Below are 23,809 nucleotides of genomic sequence, written 5' to 3' on the forward strand. Positions count from 1 at the left end.
CGGCGGGGCTTGGGGCTCTGTTCGGGGCCCTCACTCCGATAGGTGCGTTGCTGCTCCTCGCTCCTCTGGAGTATGGCCAGTTCTCAATCGTTTACCTGTTGTTTGCGTTCGGCTTTTCAATCCAGTACTCGGTGATCAGCGACGCATGGAATCGCGCTACGGTGCTTTCCGGCAACGCGTCATCAGCCCGCTCCTACGGCAGTGCACTCGTCGATCTCTCTCTGCTGTTCGGCCTTGCAAGCGCCATAGTGTCCCTTGCTCTGGTCGGACTTCGCCCGCTGTGGTGGGTCTATGGCCTTGCCGTGTTCTTTGCCCTCTACCGCGGTGGGCGACGCTACTACGCTGTCGCTGCCGGGCAGTCCCGAAGAATTGCTGTCTCGGACATCTCTGGAATTTTGGGCTTTGCCTTTTCGCTGGCTCTGTGCCTCCAATTCGGCCCAGAAGCAGCTGTTGCCATCAGCTGGCTGGTCGCGTCAACTCTGAGCGGTTTGATTCTAAAAATGCCTTCGCGAAGCCGCGGCGAGGGCCTTGCTGCTTGGTGCCGTCACCACTGGACGTCAATCAAGCCCCTGCTTGTCGACTCCTTGTTCATGGACGCAGGTGCCATCGGAACACCCTTTCTGCTTGCGGGGTTCATGGGCTCCGCCAAGTTCGGAATTTATCGTGCGGTGTCCAACGTGGCAATGCCGGTGCGACTTATCATCGAACCAATTCGTCCTCGTCTCGGCCAAATGTCTCCGTCCAGATTGCTCGGGATGGCCGCATCGATAGTGATCGGCGGAGCCGCGTTGGTTCTGACTGTCGCCTGCTATCTAGCGCTTGCGCTCATTGTTCCCGCGTTACCGTTCGAAGTGGGGACCTTGACTGCGCTGGGCGCCCACGCCTTTTCGACATCACTTTTTGTCGCGGGGAACCTGCTGGGAACCGTTTACTACATCGCCTGCCGAGCAAGCTCCCCAGGTCGTGACATCTTTATCGGCCGCGCCACTCAAACCGCGCTCGTCATAGCCTTGCCCCTTGCGGGGTTTGCAATAGACGATCTGAGCGGCGCCATATGGGGCTTCAGCGTTTCGAGCCTGATATCGGCAATGGTCTGGCTGTACCTTGCGTGGCGGGTAGCCCGCAGCACACATCTCAAGTAGTCGACCGTGTCCGGGCTCCAGCTAGCGGGCTAGACGCTGCTCATCGAGCCACGCCTGGAACATCAGTATCGTCCAAAGGTGGTGTTGCCACGGGTGCTTGCCACTGAGGTGCTCCGCCCACATTTTGCGAATAGGCTCCGGGTGAAAGTACCCCTCCCTTCGGAGGCGCCCTTCATCAAGAAGTTCTTCGGCCCAGTCTCTCAACGGGCCGCGTAACCAGTCATCCAGAGGAATGCCGAAGCCAGCTTTCGGGCGTTCGATGAGTTCTCGCGGAACATGCCTATAGAGCACTTCCCTGAGCACCCATTTACTCACTCCATCTCGAATTTTCAGGTCGAGCGGGAGACTCCACGCCAGTTCCATTACTCGATGGTCCAGCATGGGCACCCGCGTTTCCAGGCTGTTTGCCATCGCCGCGCGGTCAACTTTTACAAGGATGTCATCCGGCAAGTAGGTCTGGCTATCCATCGCCATCATCCAGTGTTCCAATGAGTCCTGAACGGGCCACGCAGTTTCATCGGTGACCCGAGTAGGTGGTTCGTATCCGCCAATAACCACCGAAGACGGGTCATCCCAATGACTGGTCAGCATGCGATAGAAGTCGTGACCATCTGTCGAAGACAATACCTTTGCGAGCTTATGCGCCTTGTCGCCGGGAGTGACAATGTTCATGGATGCAGGCAATACCTTTGAGGCGTGTGCCATGAAGCCGTCCCATTTCGCGGGCGAAACACTTGTCAAAGCCTTAGCCGCTGCGGAACGTGCGAATTTCGGAAGCTTGGCGAATCGCCCCCAGACAGCTTTTGCCGACACGTAGCGGTTGTAACCGCCGAACACCTCATCGCCTGCGTCACCACTCAGCGCGACTTTTACATGCTGACTCGTAAGCCGACTAACTAAGTAAGTCGGGATCTGCGAGCTGTCCGCGAACGGCTCGCAGTAGATGCCCGGCAGAGCGGGGATGACGGAAAGCGCATCCTCCGCAGTGACGTAAAGCTCTGTGTGGTCGGTCCCGAGGTGATCGGCTACCGCTTGGGCGTGCTGCGCTTCGTCGTATGCCGGTGTGGGCGAACCGATTGTGAAGGTCTTCACCGGACTAGCGCTCTGCGTCTGCATCAGCGCCACAATTACGCTGCTGTCGATGCCTCCCGATAGGAATGCTCCGAGCGGAACATCAGAGAGCATCTGATCGTGGATGCTCGACGATAGCCGAGCTTCGACAGCGTCGACTGCGTCCGAGTCGCTGCCTCCGAAAGATTCTTCTCGCACTAGCATCCCGTTGAGGCTCCAATAGGGCCGGGATTGTGCTGCCGTAGGGTTCGACCCAGGCGAGAACGGCAGTGTGAGGAGGTGAGCCGGTTCGAGCTTACGAATTCCTTCGTAGATTGAGTACGGCGCGGGAACGTTGTTGTGACGCAAGTAAAGCGAGAGCGCGCCTCGATCGATAGGTGCGTGGAATGCCGGGTGGGCCCTCAGCGCCTTGAGTTCCGACCCAAAGAGAAAGACTCCGTCTTGCCACCCGTAGTAGAGGGGCTTCTCCCCTATGCGGTCGCGAGCAAGCGTGAGTTCGGCAGAGGCCGAATCCCATAGCGCGAACGCAAACATTCCGACTGCTGACTGCAGCGTCCGCTCCACTCCCCAGTGGCTGAAACCAGCGAGAAGGGTCTCCGTATCGGAATGCCCTTTCCAATCAACGGAAAAGGACTCCGCTTCAAGCCGGGCACGAATTTCTAAATGGTTGTAGATCTCGCCGTTGAACGCAATGACGAAGCGCCCATCGTGCGATGCCATCGGCTGATGGCCAGCTTCTGAAAGGTCGAGAATCGCTAGTCGCCGATGCCCTAGGACTATACCCACGGACGCGTCAGACCAATAGCCGGCGTTATCGGGACCCCTATGACAGATGGTGTCGTTCATCCGACGAATTATCTCCTGGTTAGAGCCGCCACCCAGCTGCTCCATATATCCAGAGAAACCACACATACCTTTACTCCACCCCGTCGAACGTCTCAGTGCCCAAGGCCATCGCGCTTGACCATTGCTTCTCCCATGCACCGAAACTAAAGTGCCGGGTGACTCCATCTAGAGCCTTCATGCCAGCAAGTGAGCGGTCGGCATCGCTCATCTCTATGATCTGTCCAATCGCCGCTATCCATTCCTCATTGTTCCCTGCCGCCGTACCCCCGAGTTTCTTGAGAACGCCGGCGTTGGCTCCAACTGGGCTTCCAACTAGCGGCAGGCCGCTGGCGGCATATTGCAGAAGCTTGTAGGAGCATTTACCACGGCTGTACGGGGTGTCGTTGAGTGGCATTATTCCGAAATCCGCTTGAGTCAGACAGTTCGCGAACCCGGCAGCAGTCCACTGTTCCCTATCCACCATCGGATCGAGCCGTCCGAGCGAAGTGTTCCCCGCGCTAACCACCGCAATGCGCAGCCCGAATCTCTTGTTGAGTTCCAAGAGTGGCTCCCCCACCGCGCGTAGCAAGGGCTCGGTTGCTGGGGATCCGATCCAGACAGCGCGCGGAACGCTAGTAATGCCATAGTCCCGCTTTGGAGAGTAGTTGCGCGGCTCAACGCAGCTCGGAATCATCACCACGTTGTCTGAGTACTCCCGGGCCTGTGCTGCTAGTACATCACTGCCAGCGATGACGACATCCGCGGCGCTAACCGACCTCGCCCACACCTTCTCTTTAGACCAGAGCCTTCGAGTCCAAGAACCAGTGTCAAACTTCAATGCGTCATCGAAGTCATACACCCCGCGACGAGCTGCCCGCAGCAAGCGTTCCTCGATAGCTCCCGAACTGAACGGAGAGGCTTGCCGACTCAACAGCAGGGTTACATGTCCGACCCTTTTTTCGAGAGCGCGAAGACTGACCTCCGCTCGACAAACGTTCGGAATGTTCTTGGCAAGCCTGGCCGGCTGATTGTCTGATGTGCCGACATACTCGAAACGGTCAGAGGGAATCCCGAGGTGATCAAACCAGTCGTATACCCTCACTCGGGTACTCGCTCCTGTAGGTCCATACGTAGATACGGCCACGGCTCTACCCACAATTGGCTCCATCTCTGACCTAAGCGCCGAGCGGGCGTGGCCCCGCACCCATGTTCATTGGCTTGGCATCGTCGCCAGCTGACTCTATTCGGAGCAGAGCGTTCACAGTTGCCACAAGAAAGAAAAACATCCAAAAGTTGCCGAGTGTATGAAGGTATGGATTCGTTGCGTTTGCAATCAGTAGAGCTCCAGTTCCGGTCAGCGCAGCGAGGACTAGCGAGTTCCGATCAGGGAACCGCCTAAACGCTCGAAAGCTGGCGAGAAGCACCCAGATAGTGATGCCGGCGAGGCACAATGCGCCAAAGATTCCTACGGCATTCAGAACTAGAAAATACTGAACTTCGAACGCCCAGGGCCTGTCGGCGTCTCGTAGAAATCCGGCGATCTCGGCACCGAGACCGTTTCCGAAAACCGGAGCGTGCCGCCATTCGTCCAGAAGCAGGAATACTGATTCGCCACGGGGAGAGTCTGGTGAAAACTCCGAGAGCACCAGGGATTCGACGACCTTCGCTGGAGAAACCTTGAAAACTGGAAATGATAGGGTCCCGGCAACTATGGCTGCGCCGAGAACCACAAAGGCGCGGCGGCGAATGGACGAGGACGCTCGAGAAGTGACGATCACGGCTACCGCGATACCCACCGAAATCACTAGGGCCAGCATCAACCCCCGCCGCCCACTCAAAAGAAGAATACAAAGACCGAGTGCAACTGCAGGCCACGCAACGAACCGCGATACTCGCGAAGAATACGTGCTGGGCAGCATGAGCGACACGAGTAGGAATGGCAAAAGGAAAGCCAACGAAGATATCGAATGGTACGAAATCGTCGCACCGTTCTCCTGCCCGCCGAGAGCAAGCCCCAAATCGAGGTAATAGAACCAGATTGCGACAGGCTGTTGAGCGCTTGCGAGAAGCCAGTAGGTAACACCTACGAGTCCAATCGCCAGCATCACAAACGGGAAGATACTTATGACGGCCTTCAGGATACGCAAGTCAATGGCCGCGACGAGAACGACCCATACGGCCGGCACCAAGACAAAAAAGACACCTTCGGATAGTGCTCCGACGTTGCCTCGACCGACACCGATAGCCGTCCCGACACACCCAACCACGAGAGCAATAGAGAAACAAAGCTTCACTCGATAGTCCAGCCAGAACCCATTCTTCAGGCCCATCAGCATCGCGCCAACGAATACCAAAACGTAGGCCGCGAGCGTTAGGTAATTGTTCCCCACGGGTTTCACGGCCCAAACTGCGAAACCGCCAATAACCAAAAATGATGCGGTCATTTCAACAGCGCGGTGGGAGAGGAAAGTAAATTTTGCTCTTGGCAGCGACATAGGGCGCAGCGCCTGCCTCATCAGACGTGAACTGGGCGCTTCTGCAGAGCTAGCCTTTCGCTGTTCCTTCAGACCCAACTAATTCGCCTCATTAGGCTCAGTCCGGTCATCGACGCGGGTGCGCTGAAGATAGCCCCTGACACGCGGCGATAGTGTCAGGGTGAGCACCAGTACCAGGAACAAACACACAAGGGTCAGTGTGTCGTTGAGTTTGAAGGCGAAGGTCGCAAAGGGAAGCGTGGAGACAAGCACGGCTTGAAGCCAGAAAGCACGGGGAGATTTGAACCGTCGCATATAGGCCCACGCGATGACGAAACCCACTGCGGTAGAACCGAAAGCAACCCCGAGCGCACGGAAGTCCCTATAGAACGGCTCGAGCGACGTGAAAACGTTTGTCCAAACAGCGGTGTCTATGAATGGGTTGATCTCGTTCCAGCGCTGAATTCCAGGTATCACCTTCAAAATTGGCGAAAATGTCCGAGCTCCCCAGGTCTGCGGGTTGTAATCCCCGACGAGGATGGCACCTTCGAACTCATCCGGCGGCCATTCGTAGTTTGTCGAGTCTACGAGCTGCAGAAAGGCCGCCACCCCGCCCGTGTAGTAGATGAACGGCTCCGTTAAGCCGCTTCGTTCGAGAGTCGACGAGACCGCGCCCGTAGACAGAGCTTGTCCGCCTTCCTTGCCTAATGCACCGCCGATTGCCTGAAACGCAACGAATCCGACTACCCCGATCAGTGCCACCCCTGCGCCCAAGCGCAACTTGCCTTTTCGCTTGGCGCTGTTCAAGTTTTCGCGAGCTTGAACGCCCGCAGCGGGCTCCGCCAATCCGGACGCCTTTTTGTGCGGTTTTGTAACCAATACGGCCGCGAGCAGAAGGAGCCCGACGAAAAGGTTCGTTCGCTGCAGTAGGGCAAACATACTCACCGCGATAAGTGCCACCGCAGAAAGCCGTAGCCAAATGGGCAACGGATTCCGAACGGCCTCTTTGTAGCCAAAGATCGCAATGAGGAAAGGACCTATGTAAAGAAGGACTCGAACAGGAAGAGGTATTCCTTCCAAGTAGGTGGGGTCGCTCGCACCCCTGATTACGACCGGGTCAGTGAACAACGTCGCGATTCCGAACCGTTGCTCGATCAGCACAAGGTAAATCGTGAAGGCCGCGAAATACACTGCCGTCAGAACCGCGAGCATCGGTCTAGTAACTATCTCGGTTCTGCCCGAAAATCCCTCGCTCAAATCGGCCCTCGCGCCGGTGTCAATTCGATGAGATCTCGAGGAAAAATTAGCCAGTACGGCTCCCACATTAAACGCCACCAAACCCACTGACAGCGTGAGCCAGGATGCGACACTTGCTTCCTTGTAGTCGATCAGGCCTGTTCCGAGTAGCGCAATCGCACCACCCCAAATTACGTTGTGGAATGCGGCTACGGCTATTGCGCGCTTGTTGTATCGATTCACCGCGAACGTGATTGCCGTCAGTAGCAATACAAGGCACAATCCCCACGCCCAGTTAGGCATCATGCGCCTTTGGCCGACGTGATGAGATCATCATAAAATTCAGCGTAGAGATCCCAAACATTGTTTCGCGAATAAAACTCCACGGTCCTCGCTCGTGCCGCTTCTCCCATTGCTTTGCGACGCTCTGGGTCGCGAATCAACTTTGTCAGCCCTTCGGCCAAACTATGGGCTGACCCGACCGGAACAATTAGACCGGTAACGCCTTCAACGACAGAATCGACGGCCCCTGTGGCACTCGTCGTGACGGTAGGAATCCCCATGGCAGCAGCCTCAAGTACGACATTCGGGAAGCCTTCGCGACGAGTCGGGAGACATAGAACGTCCACCAGACCGTAGTAGATCGCCGGATCCTCGACATGCCCCGTCTGACATACCAGGTTCCCCGCCTCACTGAGGAATGCAACATCTTCCTCGGGGTTGGGGCTATCAATTCCACCAACTATGAGCAATTGGAAATTGGTTCCTTGAGCGATTACCTGGCGTCGCGCATCGACCAAGACATCCAGCCCCTTGTCGAGGTTAAGTCTTCCAACAAAACCCACGACGGGCACGCCTGGCGTCAGGCCTAGCTCGGATCGCAACGCAGACAGGTTCGATTCAGTGAATCGGTTTGGACTAAAGGCGCCGACATCGACGCCATTGGAGCTCCCTGCGCCGAGCACGACGACCTTGTCTTCGGATGCGATTTCGAGTTTCAGGAATTCGGCTCTCAGCGAATCGCTCACTGCGAGAACTTTGTGCGCCGAAGCCGACGCCACTTTTTCAAGGAACTTAAGCACCCTGCGCTTCGCGCCAAAGACTGTTTCGAGCCTCAGACCCCGGAGCAGGTAGACCCGTGAAGGCGTGCGAGTTAGCACCCCGGCGACACCGCCAAGCAGACCCGCTTTTGGAGTTCCCACCGACATGACGTCAGGTCGAACCTTCCGTAGGAGCCTGATCCATCGGACGAGCGCCGCGATGTCAGACAGCGGGGCGGGTTCACGGGCCATTTCAAGTGGGTGTGTCGTCACAAGTTTCGTCGACGCAAGTCGATCGAGGAGATCGCCTCTGGAACTCACCACATGAACGTCCCAGCCTCGTGTGGCCAGGAACTCAGGGAAACCGTCGAGGAGACGGATGGATGCGTCGGATGTCACCCCCAGGAGTATCCGCGGCCGCCGCCCGGTCACAGCACCCCGCGCTTTTGCTTAAACCAGTTTGCTGTGCGTTCAAGGCCCTCGGCGAGCGGGAGCGGCTGAACATTGGGAAAGATCTCTCGGATGCGGACGCCGTCGGACTGGGACGCGCGCACGTCGCCGACCCGCCTATCTACATGCTCCACGCTCAGTGGACTGTTCAGCGTGAGTTCAAGTTGCTCGATAAGTTCGAGAAGGGTGGTGTTGGTGCCAAACGCCAGGTTGATGGGGTCGAGCGAACTCACTCGACGCTGCACTGCTTCGAGGATTGCCGCGCAGACCGTATCCACGTAGGTGAAGTCACGCGACTGCAGACCATCCCCGTGCACGATGAGTTCACGGCCGCTCAAGGCAGCGTCGAGGAACTTAGGTATGACCGCTGCGTAATCATGATCTGCAGGTTGTCCCGGCCCAAATACATTGAAGAACCGAAAAGCCAGCGTCTTCATCCCGTATGAGAAACCGTAGGCGATTGCATACCCCTCCGTGGCGTGCTTGCTCACTCCATAGGGGCTCATGGGACGAGTCCAATCGAACTCGGACTTCGGAAGAGAGGGGTTGCTCCCATATACAGAGCTCGACGAAGCCACCACGACGTGCTCAACTCCACGTTCTCGAGCGGCTTCGAGAACGTTCAAAGTTCCCGTTATGTTGGCCGCGTGGGTGGGGCGTGGCGCTTTCACTGACCTCGGAACGCTGCCGATCGCGGCCAGATGAACGATCGAATCCACTCCTTCACTCAGACCCGAAAGCAGCTCGTAGTCGAGAATCGAGCCTTCAGTGAACTCGGCCCGGAGACCGTCGAGGTTGTCCAACCGGCCCGTACTGAGATCATCGATGATTCGGATTTCAACGTCAGGAGCGTTGTCGTTGAAATAGCGAGTGAGGTTGGAACCTATGAAACCCGCACCGCCCGTAATTAGAACTCTCATTTTTCACTCCAATTCATCGAGCAGGCACGCCCTTAACAGTTTGATTCGAGGGCACGTCTCGAGTTACACACGCCGCAGCCCCTACTACGCTTCCGGCGCCGACCGTTAGTCCTTGTAGCACAACGGCGCCTGCTCCGATGAGGGCGCCCTCACCAACCGTCACATCTCCCGAAATCACCGCTGCGGGGTTGACGGATACAAAGTCCGAAAGACCGCTGTCGTGGCCGACGGTTGTGTTCGGGTTGAGGTGAACATGTCGGCCGAGTGTCACATTGGTGGAGACGTGCACGCCACCACATATGACGACGCCCTCGCCAATAGTCAAACTTGATCCGAGCAACGCGCCCGGATGGACGATGGTTGCAGCGCGGTGCGCGGCTTTGGTGAAGCGCTCATCGATGGCTCGCCGCGCACCGGGATCTCCGACGCCGATCACGAATTGAGCGCTCCTTGGTTCATCGAGCCACTCGTCTTCGGTTCCGAGATAAGGCACTCCCCTTAGCTGGAGCCGCCGCAAATTTGTTTGACTCGGACCGCTGTCGATTACACCTAGAACGTTGAACTCGGGAGAATCGAAACGACGATTCACCTCGTCGACAACGTCGAGTAGTTCCCGCCCAAAACCGCCAGCGCCGACCACAACAAGATCGATGCTCACTCTTTTGCCCCGTCATCCAAGCGGCCCATGAATTCACGGGCCGTGACGTGCCCAGCCTGGCTTATCCCATCCCGAGTAAGCACGGATGTGACTGTTTTCCCGAGGATGCTGATGTCGAGCAGCGGCGACCGAGCGTCCACGTAGGCGACGTCAAGTTCAAACTTCTGATCCCAGCTCAAGGCGTTGCGACCGTTCACCTGCGCCAACCCTGTGATCCCCGGGCGCACTTCGTGACGACGTGCCTGTTCCTCGGAATATCTGCCGAGATACTGCACGAGTAGCGGCCGCGGCCCCACGATGCTCATGTCGCCCCTGAGCACGTTTACCAGGGTCGGCAGCTCATCAAGACTTGTAGAACGAAGTCGTCGCCCGAACGTTGTCAAGCGCTGCGCATCACTAATCAGTCCTGAAGCCGCGTCGACGTTTGCCATCGTTCGAAACTTGTAAAGCATGAATACCCGGCCATGTTTCCCGGGCCTTGGCTGGGAAAAGATCACAGGGCTTCCCAGCTTTGCCCTTACGAGTATCGCTACAACGAGAAGGATCGGAGAGAGAAGAACAAGTGAAATCCCTGCGGTCAGCACATCCGCGAAGCGTTTGATTGTGTCGTAAGGCTTCAGGATTCCACTCGTCACGCTGGCGTTCCCAGGAACTGGCTGATTCGGCGCAACACGCGGTCAATCTCCGAGACAGAGAGCGCCGAACCGCTCGGCAGCGTTAGCCCCGTCTCGAACAGCGACTGCGATGATCCGTTGACCACAGATGGAGCTCCGGCGAAGACCGGCTGGAGGTGCATCGGCTTCCAGAGCGGCCTGCTCTCGATACTGTCTTCGAGCAAGGCTGAGGCCAGATCGGCGGAACTCCAGCCCGTCACGGAGGAGTCGATCACGATCGAACTCAGCCAGAAGTTGTCATCCGAGTCGTTATCGCCGCCGAATAGTTCGACCCCGTTGACATCACCGAAAAGCAGGCGGTAGTGCTCACGCACAATCTTGCGTCGGGCGATCATCTCATCGAGGCGAGTTAGCTGAGCACGCCCGAGCGCCGCCAGAAGGTTGCTCATCCGGTAGTTGTAACCGATGTCGATGTGTTCGTAGTGGGTCACCGGCTGACGCGCCTGGGTCGCCAGGTACCGGGTGTGCGACGCAAGGTCGGCGTCATTGGTCAGGAGCATCCCGCCACCGGACGTCGTCATGATCTTGTTGCCGTTGAACGACACGATCGAGGCGCGCCCGAACGATCCTGCAGCGCGACCGTCGTGGCTGGCACCCAGAGATTCCGCGGCGTCAGACAGGACGGGAACCCCGAACTCCGCAGCAATGGCAAGAATCTCGGTGTAGTTGACGGCCTTGCCCAGCAAATCGACCGGAACAATTGCCGCCGCACGCTCACCCCGCGCGGCAAGTTGCTGCAACGCCTGCCGCAGCAACTCGGGATCCATGTTGCCCGTCGACAATTCGCAGTCGATGAAGAAAGGCTGTGCACCCGTGTAAACGATCGCGTTGGCGGTCGCGGCGAACGTCATGCTCGACGTGAGCACAACATCGCCGGGCTTGACGCCAAGGCCTAACAGACCGAGGTGAAGCGCCGCAGTGCCGGAGCTCAATGCAACCGCATGCTCGACTCCAACGCGGGCCGCCAATTCGGACTCGAACGCGTCGACATCGGGGCCAAGCGGGGCGATCCATCCGGACCGCATCGCCGCGACGACATACTGTTCCTCTAGCTCCCCAACGTCTGGCGACGACATGTAGATCCGGTCACTCATCAGCTGGGACTTCCTCCACTGCTTTCAGGAGGGCTTGCGCGACTCCGATTTCCATCGTGTCAAAGTCGTGCGATCGGCAGCGAGCCTCCCACTCCGCCTGATCCAGACGGTCGGGTGACAGCACGTTCACTGAGGCATGGGAGATCTTGGGGTGAATCGGCCTCTCATCGGATTCGTTCACTCCGATGAGCTCCTCATGAATCTTCTCCCCCGGGCGCAGCCCAGTGAAGACGATGTCGATGTCCTTGCCAGACATTTCGATCATGCGCTCGGCCACATCAAGAATGCGTACCGGTTCTCCCATATCGAGGATGAGGACTTCGGACGGCCGACCAATGCCGCCCGCCTGAACTACCAGTTGGCAGGCCTCGGGAATCGTCATGAAAAATCGGGTGGCATCAGGATGAGTCACGGTCAGCGGGCCACCCGCTTTGATGAGGGAAGTGAATGTCGGAAGCATCGAGCCACGGCTGCCGATGACGTTACCGAAACGCACAGAGACGTATTTCTTGCCGGTCGTCTCAGCAGCCCACGCAGTGAGCTTCTCCGCAACGCGCTTAGAATGCCCCAGCACACTCGTCGGGTTCGCAGCCTTGTCAGTAGAAATATTGACGAATGTCGAGACGCCTACACTCATGGAGGCCTGCAAGACGTTGACGGTGCCCAAGACATTGGTCTTCCAGGCCTCAGCCGGATACTGCTCGAGCATCGGCAGATGCTTGAGAGCAGCAGCATGAAACACGACCTCAGGACGACGCTCGTCGAAGATTCGCTGCAACGCCCCGCGGTCACGGATGTCAGCAAGCACAACGTCTTTGGTATCAAGCAAACCGTGGCCGGCGATCGAAATCTGGGCAGCCTGCAGACCCGTCTCGTCTCGGTCGAGCATCATCAGCTCAGCGGGATGGAACCTGGTGATCTGTCGACACAGCTCTGACCCGATTGACCCGCCCGCGCCCGTGACCAGTACCCGCTTGCCCTGGATGTAATCAGCGATGGACTCGATCTGCGTGTCGACCGGCTGCCGACCGATGAGATCTTCGATGGAAATGTCGCGCAGGTCGCGCAGACGCGAATGCCCCTCCAGGATTTCCCGCAGCGAAGGAAGCACCATGGTGCGCAGGCCTGCAGCGGTGGCCGCATCACTAATGGATCGCAGGGCCGCGGCATCCGCACGGCCAATCGCGATGACGAGCACCGTCGCCCCTGTCGACTGCGCAAGATCGACCAAGTCGTTTCGCGAACCCAACACCCGAATACCGTGCAACCACACTCGCCGCTTGTTGGGGTCGTCATCGATGATGCCCACCGGTATGAAAGCAGACAGCGCATCAGTGCGCATACGACGAATGATATTTCCGCCCAGATAGCCGGCCCCGTAGACCAGCGCGCGCTGGGCACCATCCTGCGGAGCGATGCTGCGCTCCGCCATCGCCCGCTTCAGGTACCGAGTGCCGCACATCAGCACGAAAACAATCAGGGCGGCCAAGAAGACAACTCTGCGAGGGATATCCCAGAGGATGCCGAACACCGCAACCGTTATGCCCAGCGTCACGACTTGAAACAGCACGGTCCAGAGCACGGAAGTGATTTCGTCGAAGCTGCCATAAGGATGGCGCCCTCGGTAAAGGTGGAAGATCCAACCAGCCAAAAACTGAATTGCCGCAGCGCCAACCCACAAGACGGCGAGAGCCGACCAGTTCACCAGAAGCGGGTCGAAGTCGAAACGAAGCACGGCAGCCGCAGCCAACGCGACACCCCATGAGGCTGCATCGAGAAGATACTTCGCCCAGATCCTCGAGTGAGGCCCACCGGAATACCCCTCCGACACTGCCGATTCCCCCAGCTGCGGCACGAAAAGCCCTCTAATCCTCGTTGACCGGAAAATAAAAACATTGTGTCACAGGCGCTGACTGCGTCCATCGAGCTCCGTACGCGAAGCAATCTCGTGAAAACTGTGAGTCTTCATAGAGTACCTGTTGAAACCGACACGCTTGCCCCGTTCCGCCCGAAAACAGAAAAAGCACCCTTTCGGGTGCCTTGTCTGCAACAGATATTAACGGCCTCGGCAGGTGTTCAACCCGCCAGCCGCTAGAGCGCGGCGAGCGTGTCGAGCAGCTGGTCGCCGGGGGCGACATTGTGCACGGACGCGTTGATCTCGGCGCGGCCCAGCATCTCGTCGACCCTGCGGTGACGGTTACGCGTGGTCAGCGTGACGACGGTGCCCTTCTTGCCGGCACGGCCCGTGCGCCCGGAGCGGTGGAGGTACGTCTTGTACTCCTCCGGCGGGTCCGCCTGGATGACGAGCGAAATGTCATCGACGTGGATGCCGCGGGCAGCAACATCCGTAGCGACGAGCACATTCACTCGGCCACTCGTGAGCATCTGCAGGTTGCGCGTGCGCCGGCTCTGGTTGAGGTCACCGTGCAGCGACGTTGCCGGGATGCCGGCACCGTCGAGCATGTCGGCAAGCTCCTCGGCAAATGCGCGAGTGCGGGCAAAGACGAGCGTCTTGCCCTCGCCACCGGCGAGCTGCTCGATGATGGCACGCTTGTCGCGCTGCTCAATGAGGAGAACGCGGTGGTCGATCGTGGACGACGCCTGGTCTTCACCAGCGACCTCGTGCACGGCAGGGTTCACGAGGAACTGCTTGACGAGCGTTGCGACACCCTTGTCGAGGGTTGCCGAGAAGAGAAGTTTCTGGCCGCCCTGCTTGGTGTGCTGCAGGATGCGCTGTACGGGCTCGAGGAACCCGAGGTCGCACATGTGGTCGGCCTCGTCGAGAACCGTGACCATGACCTCGCTGAGGTCGAGCACATCCCGACCAGCAAGAACGTCGGGGATCGTCGCCGCCTGGATGGCAAACGGCGCTGCCGTGACCATGCACTCGGCACGCTTGCTCGTGATGGTTGGCGCGCAGCGCGGAAGGCACCGCGCTCAAGGGTCCGAGCCCTACAGCGGTCAATTACGAGCGTGTTCCGAGGTCGCACGAGTCGCCGAAGCAGCAGCCGCAACCTACTTCGATCTCGGCGAAACGCAATGTCCCTGAGGCATCTGCACGCTGTTCGGTGATGGTGTGCTGATGTTTGATGCACCCGAGACAGAGTGTGCAAATGGCTGTTTCTCCGGAGAAAAAGAAACTACTTGAGCGGTCTCGGCAGGGATGACTGCGCCGTCTTCTCCCCCCGGACTGGGGGTTTGATTCTCTCGAGGAATGCCTTTGCTTTCGATATATCAAAATAGTGTGGTGGGATGACCCGAACTCATACTCGCCGAGCGCTCGCGCTTGCGCTCTCCCTCACGCTGGGGGCCGGATTGGTCGTCGCGACCGGACCCACCGCCGTGGCCATCCCCCTCGAGCCCACTCTCAGCAGCCTGACCACATCGATCGGCGATCTCGACGCCACCTTCGATCCGGCCGTCACGAACTACGCCATGACGGTCGCCAACACCGCCACCTACTTTTCATTCACTCCTACGGCGGGTGACCCCTCCGCCACGATCACGACCTGGAACGGCGACGCGGAGGCCGTCACCCCCAGCGGCACCCCGACGACGCCGTCGTGGCTACGGGTCGGCGCCAACATCATGACCGCGACGGTCGCGGTGCCGGGCGGCGGACCAAGCGTGCAGTACACGCTCACCGTGACGAAGCTCCCCGCGCCGCCCCCCGCCTACGATCTGAGCCTCAGCAGCCTCGCAGTCTCGCAGGGAAGCCTCAGCCCCGCCTTCGACTCCGCGACCACGTCGTACTCGGTCGATGTGCCGTATGAGACCACAACCCTGGACTTCATGCTTGGCTCGGTACCTGCCGGAAACGGGCTCACACTGAGCGCCACAATGCCTGTCGACGCCATGACCGTAAGACTTGCCGCATCCGGCACGCTCGCATGGATCACCGTCACGGCCCCCGACAGCACCTCCCGAACGTATTGGGTCACCATCACGCGCGGCCCGGCCCCCACCGCCGACGTCGATCTCGCGAACCTCGAGCTCTCAGTAGGCACGCTCACCCCTGCCTTCGACCCCTCCATCACGAACTACACGGCGACGGTTCCCTACGCCGTGCGGTCGATGCAGATCACCGCGACAGCATCGACGAGCGGTCACACCCTCACACTCCTCAATACCCCCATGACCGACGGTGCGCCCACGACGGTGCCCCTCAATTTCGACCCCATGGGCAACGGCTTCGGCATCAACGTCACGGCAGCCAACGGCGTGAGCAAGGGCTACAACGTCACGATCACGCGCGACCAGCCCTCGAGCAACGCCAACCTGACGAGCCTCTCGCTGTCGAACGCCGCCCTCTCACCCGCGTTCTCCAATGCGGAGACCGACTACGCAGTAACGGTGCCCTACCTCACGACATCGACGACCGTCACCGCAGTGGCGGCGGATGCTACGGCGATCCTTCGCATCAACGGCACCGACACCGCATCCGGCGTCGCCTCGTCGCCGATCGCGCTGAGGATCGGCGCCAACTCGATCGTCGTCGAGCCCACCGCAGAAGACGGCGTGACGACAACGAGGCGCACGATCGTCGTCACGCGCGAGGCGCCTGACCTCGACCTCGCCTCGCTCACGGTTGCCGGCGGCACCCTCTCGCCAGCGTTCGACGCCGCCACCACGGCGTATACCCTGGCGCTGCCGTACCCCGTGACCTCAGTCGACGTCGCGGCGACCTCAGTCGAGTCGGACTGGACGCTGCGCATCCAGGGCGTCGAGACAGGTGCCAGCACGATCGCCACACCCATCGGCGCGAGCACGATCACCGTTCGCGTGACCGCCCTGCACGGAGAGTTCCGTGACTACACGATCGCCGTAACGCGCGAGGCGCCATCGACCAATGCGATCCTGAGCGGCATCAGCCTCTCGGGCGGCACCCTCGCTCCGTCGTTCTCGACCGGCGTGCACAACTACGCCGCCAGCGTCGGCTACCTCACCAAGGAGATCACCATAGGAGCCGGTGTCGCGGATGCGACAGCGAGCGTGACGATCAACGGCACGGCAGCGACATCCGCCACCCTTGCGCTCGGAGTCGGGGCGAACACCGTCACGATCGTGACGACCGCCCAGGATGGGATCACGACGAGCACAACAACCGTGGTCATCACCCGCCAGGCAGCACCTCTGCCCGACGTCGACATCGCCCTCGGCTTCACGGCCGGTGACGCCGCGGCTGGTGCGCCATTTACCATCAACGGAGCAAACCTGTTGCCCGGCAGCGCCGCGACCGTGACCATGCACTCGACTCCGGTCGTGCTCGCACGCGGCACCGTACTGGCCGACGGCACGATCGTTCTGAGCGCCCGCATTCCCGCGGGTGCTGGAGCCGGCGCCCACAGGCTCGTGTTCGAGGGCACCGCCGTCGACGGCACCGCCGTGACCTCGACCGCATGGTTCACAGTGCTGGCGAACGGCAGGATCGGCGCGGTGTCACTCACCGGGCCCGTCGCCTACGCCGAGCCGGCCGCGGTTCGCGCCTTACCCGTCACGGGAGCAGATGCGGCAGCGCCGGCAATAGTGGGCACGGCCGGGGTAGCGTTCGGCGCACTCCTGCTGATGCTGGGTGGGGCGCTGCGCCGAAGGGCTCGCGCTTAACAGCCTGAGCTGAAACGCCGAAGGGGGCGGATGCTGCGCAATCGCAGCATCCGCCCCCCTTGCGTTCTCGGGATGCGAGAGGTTACAGAGCGGCGAGCGTGTCGAGCAGCTGGTCGCCGGGGGCGACATTGTGTACGGACGCGTTGATCTCGGCGCGGCCCAGCATCTCGTCGACCCTGCGGTGACGGTTGCGCGTGGTCAGCGTGACGACGGTGCCCTTCTTGCCGGCACGGCCCGTGCGCCCGGAGCGGTGGAGGTACGTCTTGTACTCCTCCGGCGGGTCAGCCTGGATGACGAGCGAAATGTCATCGACGTGGATGCCGCGGGCAGCAACATCCGTAGCGACGAGCACATTCACTCGGCCACTCGTGAGCATCTGCAGGTTGCGCGTGCGCCGGCTCTGGTTGAGGTCACCGTGCAGCGACGTTGCCGGGATGCCGGCACCGTCGAGCATGTCGGCAAGCTCCTCGGCAAATGCGCGAGTGCGGGCAAAGACGAGCGTCTTGCCCTCGCCACCGGCGAGCTGCTCGATGATGGCACGCTTGTCGCGCTGCTCAATGAGGAGAACGCGGTGGTCGATCGTGGACGACGCCTGGTCTTCACCAGCGACCTCGTGCACGGCAGGGTTCACGAGGAACTGCTTGACGAGCGTGGCGACACCCTTGTCGAGGGTTGCCGAGAAGAGAAGTTTCTGGCCGCCCTGCTTGGTGTGCTGCAGGATGCGCTGCACGGGCTCGAGGAACCCGAGGTCGCACATGTGGTCGGCCTCGTCGAGAACCGTGACCACGACCTCGCTGAGGTCGAGCTTGCCCTGGTCGATGAGGTCCTCAACGCGACCGGGGGTCGCGATGACGATGTCGACGCCACGGCGGAGGGTCATAACCTGCTTCTGCTGCGGAACGCCACCGACGATCGTGGTGGTGTGCATTCCAACGCTGCGGGCGATGGGCTGCACGGTGCGGTCGATCTGCATCGCGAGCTCACGGGTCGGAGCGAGGATGAGCGCACGGGGCTTGCGACCCTCGGTGCGGCCGACCTTTTTTCCGCCATTGTTCGCCATGAGGCGCTCGACAAGAGGGGCACCGAAGGCAATCGTCTTGCCGGAGCCCGTCTTGCCGCGGCCGAGAACGTCGCGACCAGCAAGCACGTCGGGGATGGTCGCTGCCTGGATGGCGAACGGCGCGGCCGCACCCATCGCGGCGAGCTGACGGGTGATGTTGTCGCCCAGACCCAGGTCACCGAACGTCTTGCCCTCGACATCGCCTGCGGTGACGACCTGTGCCTCTAGGCGCTCAAGAACGACGTCATCCTGCTTGGCGAACGACTTTGCCTCGCGGTTCGGGTAGAAGTCCGAGTCGCGCTTGGGGCGGTCGTCGAAGCTTCGAGCCGGGCGGTCACCGTAAGAGGGACGCTCGGTGCGCTGCGGGCGGTCACCGTAGGACGGACGCTCGGTGCGCTGCGGGCGGTCACCGTAAGACGGGCGCTCGGTGCGAGCCGGACGGTCACCGTACGAGGGACGCTCGCCACGGTTGTCGGAACGGCTATCGGTGCGGTTCTCGCCACGGTTGTATGCCGGGCGGTCACCACGATCCTTGTTGTACGCCGGGCGATCGCCGTAGGCGGGACGCTCGGTGCGGGCCGGACGGTCACCATACGACGGACGCTCGGAACGCTGCGGGCGGTCACCATAAGAGGGACGCTCGGAGCGCTGCGGGCGGTCACCATAAGAGGGACGCTCCGTGCGCTGCGGACGGTCACCATAGGAGGGACGCTCGCCACGGTTGTCGGAACGGCTATCGGTGCGGTTCTCGCCACGGTTGTATGCCGGGCGGTCACCACGATCCTTGTTGTACGCCGGGCGGTCACCGTAGGCGGGACGCTCCGTGCGGGCCGGACGGTCACCATACGACGGGCGCTCGCTGCGCTGCGGGCGGTCACCGTAAGAGGGACGCTCAGAGCGCTGCGGGCGGTCACCATAGGAGGGACGCTCGGTGCGCTCGTACGAGGGACGGCCGGTGCGGTTGGTGCGGTCGCCGTATGACGGGCGGTCGGAGCTGGGGCGCTCTTCGCGGGGAGTCCAATCGGGGCGGCGGTCGGCGGAGGGCTTGCGGTCACCCGTGCGGGCGGCGCGATCATCGGCGGACCAGCGCTTCTTGGGCGCTTCGCTGTTGGCGTTGAAGCCGCGGTGTCCGGGGCTGCGGCTGCCGGACTGCGGGCCGCGGTTGCTGTCGAACTTCTTGGCGGGGCGGCCTGATGCCGACCCATTTTGGGAGAAATTGGGCATAGTGCTTTCCGGGTTGTAACAAATGCATGGCAGGGCACAGCACGGTGTTGCGCTGCACTACTGAGGAAACCCGGGCAATCTTTGGCCAGGACCGTTCACATACGTGATTTTTCCGCCGGCCACGCGGTCAGGGAGTAGCTGACAAAGCGTGATGCGGAACCGGCCCAAAAGACTTACAAACCCATGCGCGATACTTCGCGCCGTCAAGAGCCGACCTACCTACATTACACGAAGGATGGCGTTAATGCGAGCGGCCCCGACGAGCTCGATCGGGGAATCCGTCGTCGCGCTTCGGAGCACACTGTCTCAGTTGCGGCGCGCCCACTCGTCCTCTACAAAGCGGTCTTTCCTCAGAGCGGCAACGCCCAGCACCATGACGAGCGCGGTGCAGACTCCCAGAACGAGCGGCAGCGCCCAGCCATCCGTTAGCCCGTGCAGAAGGCCCATCACCAATGGCCCAGCCGCGCCTGCCGCATAGCCGAACCCCTGCATGAACGAACTCAATGCCACCGCCCCGTCATGAGTGCGCGATCGCAGACCGACCAGCATGAGACAGATGTGCATGACGGTGGGCCCGACTCCGGCGAGCGCCACCCACAACCAAGGGGCGGCGGTTGGGGCAAGGAGCAGGCCACCGTAGCCGCCCGAAAAGCAGGCGATGCCGACGTACATCAGAGGGGACGGGTTGCGCATGCGGCGAGCAAAGGTGGCGACGAGCACACTGGCGACGACTCCCATGAGTGCGTAGACCCCGAGCATGACCCCCGTGGTCGCCCACGGCATACCCGCGGTGTCTACCAGCACCGTTGGCAACCACGCGAACATCGCATAGATGTTGACCTGCGCCAGCGCGAACACAAGCAGTAGCGCCCAGGCCGTGCGGGAGCGGGCGACATTCCCCGAGACTCGCGGCCTGTTCAGACCTGCCAGGTGCACGATGGTAGCAGAGCCATCCCTTCTAGCGCGCGCAGCAAGCAAGATCCACGGCACTAGCGCGACCGCGGCGAAGGCAGCCCACACGCCAAGGGCGAACTGCCACCCCAGGGCCTCGGTGAGCGAATGAGAGGAAATCGCTGGCGCGCTGGTGCCGATCGCCATTGTCGACATCGAGAACGCGGTCACCAGCACAATGTGCGAGGGGAAGTACTTCTTGACAAGCGCCGGGAGCAAGACGTTTGCTACTCCGATCCCGGCGAGGACGACACCGGTGGCAACCATCAGCGATCCCAGGTCGGCGGCGAGGCCACGCCCGACATTGCCGAGCACGATGAGTCCGAGGCTGAAAAGGATGAGGGCTTCGATCCGCAGAACCCTGCTCAGCAGGGGCACCAGGAGCCCGGAAACCGCGAACACAACGGGCGGGAGTCCACCCAAGATGGCGAGGGCAGCGCTCGAAAGCGGGATGTCGCGTGAGATCTGCACAACGATGGGCGAGATGTTACCCAGCACCGCTCGCATGTTTAGCGCGAGCAGGACGATGCCGAGAAGTGCGAGAAATGCAGTGGAATTCTTGCTCATCACAGATTCACTCGCCGACGAATGAGACGCCCTCTTGGTGGAGCAGGGCGAAGTAGTCGTCGACGCTATAGCGAGCCTGTAGATCCAGATTGGGCACCTCGAGTGCAACCGGAGTGCCCGGCGCGACAGCTTCACGCATGGCGGCGAGAGGCGCAGCACCGCGGCCCGGCAACAGACGGTTGAATCGCGACTCGATTAGCATGTCCTCGTCCACCGGGCTTGCGGCCGCAGGCCGGGAGTCACCCCAGATAGGCACCTCTGCGGGGGCATCACACAGCTGCAAGATGGGGAAGAGGTCGCGGTTCTGTGTAACCACCGAAAGGTCAGTGCCGGTACGAAAGACGTGCAACGCATCGAGTTCGACTGCACACCCGGTCGCTCGGGCGATCTGCACTGCGAGCGAATAGGAGTTCATGGGGCGATAGGCGATCGGTTCGATCACCGGTGTGATGCCGAGGGGAGCAGAATCCGCGCACAACTCGGCGATGAGCTCGGTGAGTGCTGCGGAGTCAGGGTCGTCACCCACGATGTTCAGAAGCGATGCTCCAAGGTCGGCGGTCATTTCGAGCAGGGGGAGCCAGTCGTCGCGCCGAGTCTGCGGGGTAAGAGAGAAGACCTCGATGTCAAACACATCCAGGCCGCTGTCGGCTACGAGGGATTTGAGCTCTGCGAACGCCGCATTTCCCGGCGTATAAACGACGTCTGCCGCCGTCACGGGCGAGAGTCGGAGCCCCACGAAGTCGAAGCGCGCACGGGCCGCCGCCTCGAGGTATTCCCGCGCGGTCGCCGTCACCGCGCTGAGCGGGGCGATCCCGATTCGAGTAGGCACGGTGATACTCATTGTCGTTCTCTCAATTCTGAGCACCGCGGGCGCGAGTGCGTGGTTGATGGCGGCCACCGGCGAGGACCGGTCGTGGGCGTGCTTGGACCAGGAGCGGGTTCTTAAGCGCTGTACGCGTTGATCGTGTGGGCGAGCCCGTCGCGCAGGTCTGTATGAACGAAGTCGGTGCGCCTTGTGCGCAGGTCGAACTCCGAGATGTCGGGGTGTATGCCCAGGTCTTCTCCCCCGACGGAGATGCGAGCCCCTGGAACGAGGTCGCCGATCGTGCTCGCGATTTCGCCGACTGAAACCAGTGCACCAGAGACGCTGCACGAGTGCGCGCCGGCGAGAGGCTTGAGCGCGCTGACGACGAAGGCGTCGGCGACATCCACGACATGGACCGCGTCGGTCATCCCCCCGAACGCGATCTCGTACTCCTCACCGTGAGCCGCAGCGCGACAGGCGAGCGAGACACCAGCGCTGGCCCCTGCCTCTCGGCCGGGCCCATACACGACGAACGGGCGGAGGCCCATGGAGTCGAGACCGAATTCGTGCGCGAAGGCGGTTGCCAATAGCTCGGCCGACAGCTTAGTCGCGCCATAGAGCGAGGTGGGCGCCAGATCGAGCCCTTCCCCCGAGTAAACGGCGGCACTGCTCGCATAGGAAACACCCTGAATTCCCGCGGCCACCGCTGCCCCGAAGACGTTAGTTGAGCCGATCACGTTGATTTTTACACCCTCGATGGGGTTGGCCCGGCAGAACGGAGTGAGCACCCCCGCGAGGTGCACGACGGCGTCCGCGCGACCAATCACAGCAGAAACTTCGTCCCCGTCGCGAATATCGCCCGTGACCCACTCGAGTTCCTCAGCTTGCGTGCCGAGCAGCTCGAGCACGAATGGCCCTGGTGGGGTCAGGTCAAGGACCACCGGTCGATGGCCGCGATCGAGGATGTTCTTGAGAACCCAAGCACCGATGAATCCGTTGCCGCCCGTCACAGCGACGGTGCGCGGCGTCACGCGGTGCCCCAGTTCTCGAACGAGAGGACGACCTTGCCTGCGGACTCCAGGGCGTGCCGATAACCAGCCTGCACATCCTCCGCGTCGATGACGGCCGAGACTACCCGCGTGGGATCCACTGCACCCGAGGTAATCGCTTCGATCGCGCTGTGAAAGCCGCCCGGGTGGTCGTACACATAGCTCGTGAGTATGCGCACCTGTCGCAGCACGAGGTCTTCACTGGTGAATTCGATTGGCGCTGCGCCCATGCCGACGAGCACAATGGCTCCCCCCGGAGCAACAGAGCCCAGCGCCCGGCGCCACCCTCCTGCGGAGCCCGATGCTTCGAATACCCAGTCGTGGGCGCCTCCCTCACTCGCGAGAGGAATGCCCAGGGACGCCACGAAACTCGCCTTCTCGGTGCTAATTTCCGCGACGGTCACCCGAATGCCGCGTCCCTGGAGGATCATCGCGATGAAGATGCCTTGCGCGCCACCTCCCACGATCAGCACATCGGCGTCGTCGGCAACGCGGGCCATCTCAACAGCTTTGACTGCGACGGCAAGAGGTTCCACGCAGCCCATAATGCTGGGCGACCAGTCCACCGGAACTACATGGACGTGACTGCTGGGCAACGCCACAAGCTCCGCGCCAATACCCGCCTCCGTCATGCCGAGCACCCGGCGCTCCCCACAGAGGGAAGAAGAGCCGCGGGTGCACTGGCGGCAATGACCGCAGCCGATGATCGGCTCGACCACAACAGTTTCGCCAACCCGAGACGGGTCGACGTTGTCACCGACCGCGATGATCGTGCCGAAGCCCTCGTGCCCGATCACCCAGGGGTGCTGGGGCACGGCCCGGTGACCCAAAAAACGGCTCAGGTCGGAGCCGCACAGGCCGAGCCCGCGCATCCGAATCACAACCTCGCCGTCACCGGCGGCGACCTCGGAATCGACGTCGATCACCCCGGCCCGCTCGGTCGCCGTGAGCGCGATGGCCTTCAT

General features: G+C 61.2%; 17 protein-coding genes and 1 pseudogene. 2 read left to right on the forward strand and 16 right to left on the reverse strand.

Features of this window, described 5'->3' with window-relative positions; all coding sequences use genetic code 11:
• The first annotated feature begins 47 nt into the window (after nucleotides 1-47).
• Nucleotides 48-1,142 carry an MATE family efflux transporter gene (locus tag C2138_RS11820; protein ID WP_159078222.1) on the forward strand — a complete coding sequence of 365 codons (1,095 nt, stop codon included), beginning with the start codon at nucleotides 48-50 and terminating at the stop codon, nucleotides 1,140-1,142.
• 21 nt (nucleotides 1,143-1,163) lie between these two features.
• Here C2138_RS11820 and asnB read toward each other — a convergent pair whose 3' ends face one another.
• The 11 genes and pseudogenes from asnB to C2138_RS11875 all read right to left on the reverse strand — a co-directional run.
• The gene (gene asnB, locus C2138_RS11825; protein WP_338418813.1) at nucleotides 1,164-3,224 is read right to left on the reverse strand and encodes an asparagine synthase (glutamine-hydrolyzing); all 2,061 of its coding nucleotides are present in this window, start codon (nucleotides 3,222-3,224) and stop codon (nucleotides 1,164-1,166) included.
• Nucleotides 3,130-4,140 carry a glycosyltransferase family protein gene (locus tag C2138_RS11830; protein WP_159078223.1) on the reverse strand — a complete coding sequence of 337 codons (1,011 nt, stop codon included), beginning with the start codon at nucleotides 4,138-4,140 and terminating at the stop codon, nucleotides 3,130-3,132. The genes asnB and C2138_RS11830 overlap by 95 nt, the downstream gene beginning before the upstream one ends.
• A gap of 73 nt (nucleotides 4,141-4,213) precedes the next feature.
• Nucleotides 4,214-5,611: an O-antigen ligase family protein gene (locus C2138_RS11835; RefSeq protein ID WP_159078224.1), complete on the reverse strand. Its 1,398-nt coding sequence runs from the start codon at nucleotides 5,609-5,611 to the stop codon at nucleotides 4,214-4,216.
• Nucleotides 5,612-7,054 (reverse strand): O-antigen polymerase, encoded by a 1,443-nt coding sequence (locus C2138_RS11840; RefSeq protein ID WP_108518093.1) that lies wholly within the window; start codon nucleotides 7,052-7,054, stop codon nucleotides 5,612-5,614.
• Nucleotides 7,051-8,187 (reverse strand): glycosyltransferase family 4 protein, encoded by a 1,137-nt coding sequence (locus C2138_RS11845; RefSeq protein WP_159078225.1) that lies wholly within the window; start codon nucleotides 8,185-8,187, stop codon nucleotides 7,051-7,053. The genes C2138_RS11840 and C2138_RS11845 overlap by 4 nt, the downstream gene beginning before the upstream one ends.
• A gap of 29 nt (nucleotides 8,188-8,216) precedes the next feature.
• Nucleotides 8,217-9,158 (reverse strand): NAD-dependent epimerase/dehydratase family protein, encoded by a 942-nt coding sequence (locus tag C2138_RS11850; RefSeq protein ID WP_108518097.1) that lies wholly within the window; start codon nucleotides 9,156-9,158, stop codon nucleotides 8,217-8,219.
• 13 nt (nucleotides 9,159-9,171) lie between these two features.
• Nucleotides 9,172-9,816, reverse strand: coding sequence for an acetyltransferase (locus C2138_RS11855; RefSeq protein ID WP_108518099.1), 645 nt, complete (start codon nucleotides 9,814-9,816; stop codon nucleotides 9,172-9,174).
• Nucleotides 9,813-10,451, reverse strand: coding sequence for a sugar transferase (locus C2138_RS11860; protein ID WP_277871896.1), 639 nt, complete (start codon nucleotides 10,449-10,451; stop codon nucleotides 9,813-9,815). Before C2138_RS11860 ends, C2138_RS11855 begins: the two co-directional genes overlap by 4 nt.
• Nucleotides 10,448-11,584, reverse strand: coding sequence for a DegT/DnrJ/EryC1/StrS family aminotransferase (locus C2138_RS11865; RefSeq protein ID WP_108518101.1), 1,137 nt, complete (start codon nucleotides 11,582-11,584; stop codon nucleotides 10,448-10,450). The genes C2138_RS11860 and C2138_RS11865 overlap by 4 nt, the downstream gene beginning before the upstream one ends.
• Nucleotides 11,577-13,439: a polysaccharide biosynthesis protein gene (locus C2138_RS11870; protein WP_241961115.1), complete on the reverse strand. Its 1,863-nt coding sequence runs from the start codon at nucleotides 13,437-13,439 to the stop codon at nucleotides 11,577-11,579. Before C2138_RS11870 ends, C2138_RS11865 begins: the two co-directional genes overlap by 8 nt.
• Nucleotides 13,440-13,675: 236 nt before the next feature.
• Nucleotides 13,676-14,398 (reverse strand): annotated as a pseudogene (locus C2138_RS11875) (helicase-related protein); the annotation flags it as partial.
• Nucleotides 14,399-14,836: 438 nt separating this feature from the next.
• On the opposite strand from C2138_RS11875, the gene C2138_RS11880 reads away from it, so the two are divergent.
• Complete coding sequence (locus C2138_RS11880; RefSeq protein WP_108518103.1) at nucleotides 14,837-17,188, forward strand: cadherin-like beta sandwich domain-containing protein; 2,352 nt, start codon at nucleotides 14,837-14,839, stop codon at nucleotides 17,186-17,188.
• 82 nt (nucleotides 17,189-17,270) lie between these two features.
• Here C2138_RS11880 and C2138_RS11885 read toward each other — a convergent pair whose 3' ends face one another.
• The 5 genes from C2138_RS11885 to C2138_RS11905 form a co-directional block, all read right to left on the reverse strand.
• Nucleotides 17,271-19,472, reverse strand: coding sequence for a DEAD/DEAH box helicase (locus C2138_RS11885; RefSeq protein ID WP_108518104.1), 2,202 nt, complete (start codon nucleotides 19,470-19,472; stop codon nucleotides 17,271-17,273).
• A gap of 306 nt (nucleotides 19,473-19,778) precedes the next feature.
• Nucleotides 19,779-20,990 (reverse strand): MFS transporter, encoded by a 1,212-nt coding sequence (locus C2138_RS11890; protein ID WP_108518106.1) that lies wholly within the window; start codon nucleotides 20,988-20,990, stop codon nucleotides 19,779-19,781.
• Nucleotides 20,991-20,997: 7 nt separating this feature from the next.
• Nucleotides 20,998-21,831, reverse strand: coding sequence for a sugar phosphate isomerase/epimerase family protein (locus tag C2138_RS11895; protein ID WP_108997502.1), 834 nt, complete (start codon nucleotides 21,829-21,831; stop codon nucleotides 20,998-21,000).
• Between the two features lie 101 nt (nucleotides 21,832-21,932).
• Nucleotides 21,933-22,826, reverse strand: a complete 894-nt coding sequence (locus tag C2138_RS11900; protein WP_158268784.1) for an NAD-dependent epimerase/dehydratase family protein — start codon at nucleotides 22,824-22,826, stop codon at nucleotides 21,933-21,935.
• A complete protein-coding gene (locus C2138_RS11905; protein ID WP_108518112.1) occupies nucleotides 22,823-23,809 on the reverse strand; it encodes a zinc-dependent alcohol dehydrogenase in 987 nt (328 codons plus the stop codon). The genes C2138_RS11900 and C2138_RS11905 overlap by 4 nt, the downstream gene beginning before the upstream one ends.

It is taken from the genome of Salinibacterium hongtaonis (assembly GCF_003065485.1).
Taxonomy (GTDB): Bacteria; Actinomycetota; Actinomycetes; order Actinomycetales; family Microbacteriaceae; genus Homoserinimonas; species Homoserinimonas hongtaonis.

Coding starts and splice junctions, on each gene's coding strand:
- asnB (WP_338418813.1), bottom strand. CDS start 3,224: ATGGAGTCACCCGGCACTTTAGTTTCGGTGCATGGGAGAAGCAATGGT.
- C2138_RS11840 (WP_108518093.1), bottom strand. CDS start 7,054: ATGATGCCTAACTGGGCGTGGGGATTGTGCCTTGTATTGCTACTGACG.
- C2138_RS11850 (WP_108518097.1), bottom strand. CDS start 9,158: ATGAGAGTTCTAATTACGGGCGGTGCGGGTTTCATAGGTTCCAACCTC.
- C2138_RS11865 (WP_108518101.1), bottom strand. CDS start 11,584: ATGAGTGACCGGATCTACATGTCGTCGCCAGACGTTGGGGAGCTAGAG.
- C2138_RS11880 (WP_108518103.1), top strand. CDS start 14,837: ATGACCCGAACTCATACTCGCCGAGCGCTCGCGCTTGCGCTCTCCCTC.
- C2138_RS11885 (WP_108518104.1), bottom strand. CDS start 19,472: ATGCCCAATTTCTCCCAAAATGGGTCGGCATCAGGCCGCCCCGCCAAG.
- C2138_RS11890 (WP_108518106.1), bottom strand. CDS start 20,990: ATGAGCAAGAATTCCACTGCATTTCTCGCACTTCTCGGCATCGTCCTG.
- C2138_RS11895 (WP_108997502.1), bottom strand. CDS start 21,831: ATGAGTATCACCGTGCCTACTCGAATCGGGATCGCCCCGCTCAGCGCG.
- C2138_RS11905 (WP_108518112.1), bottom strand. CDS start 23,809: ATGAAGGCCATCGCGCTCACGGCGACCGAGCGGGCCGGGGTGATCGAC.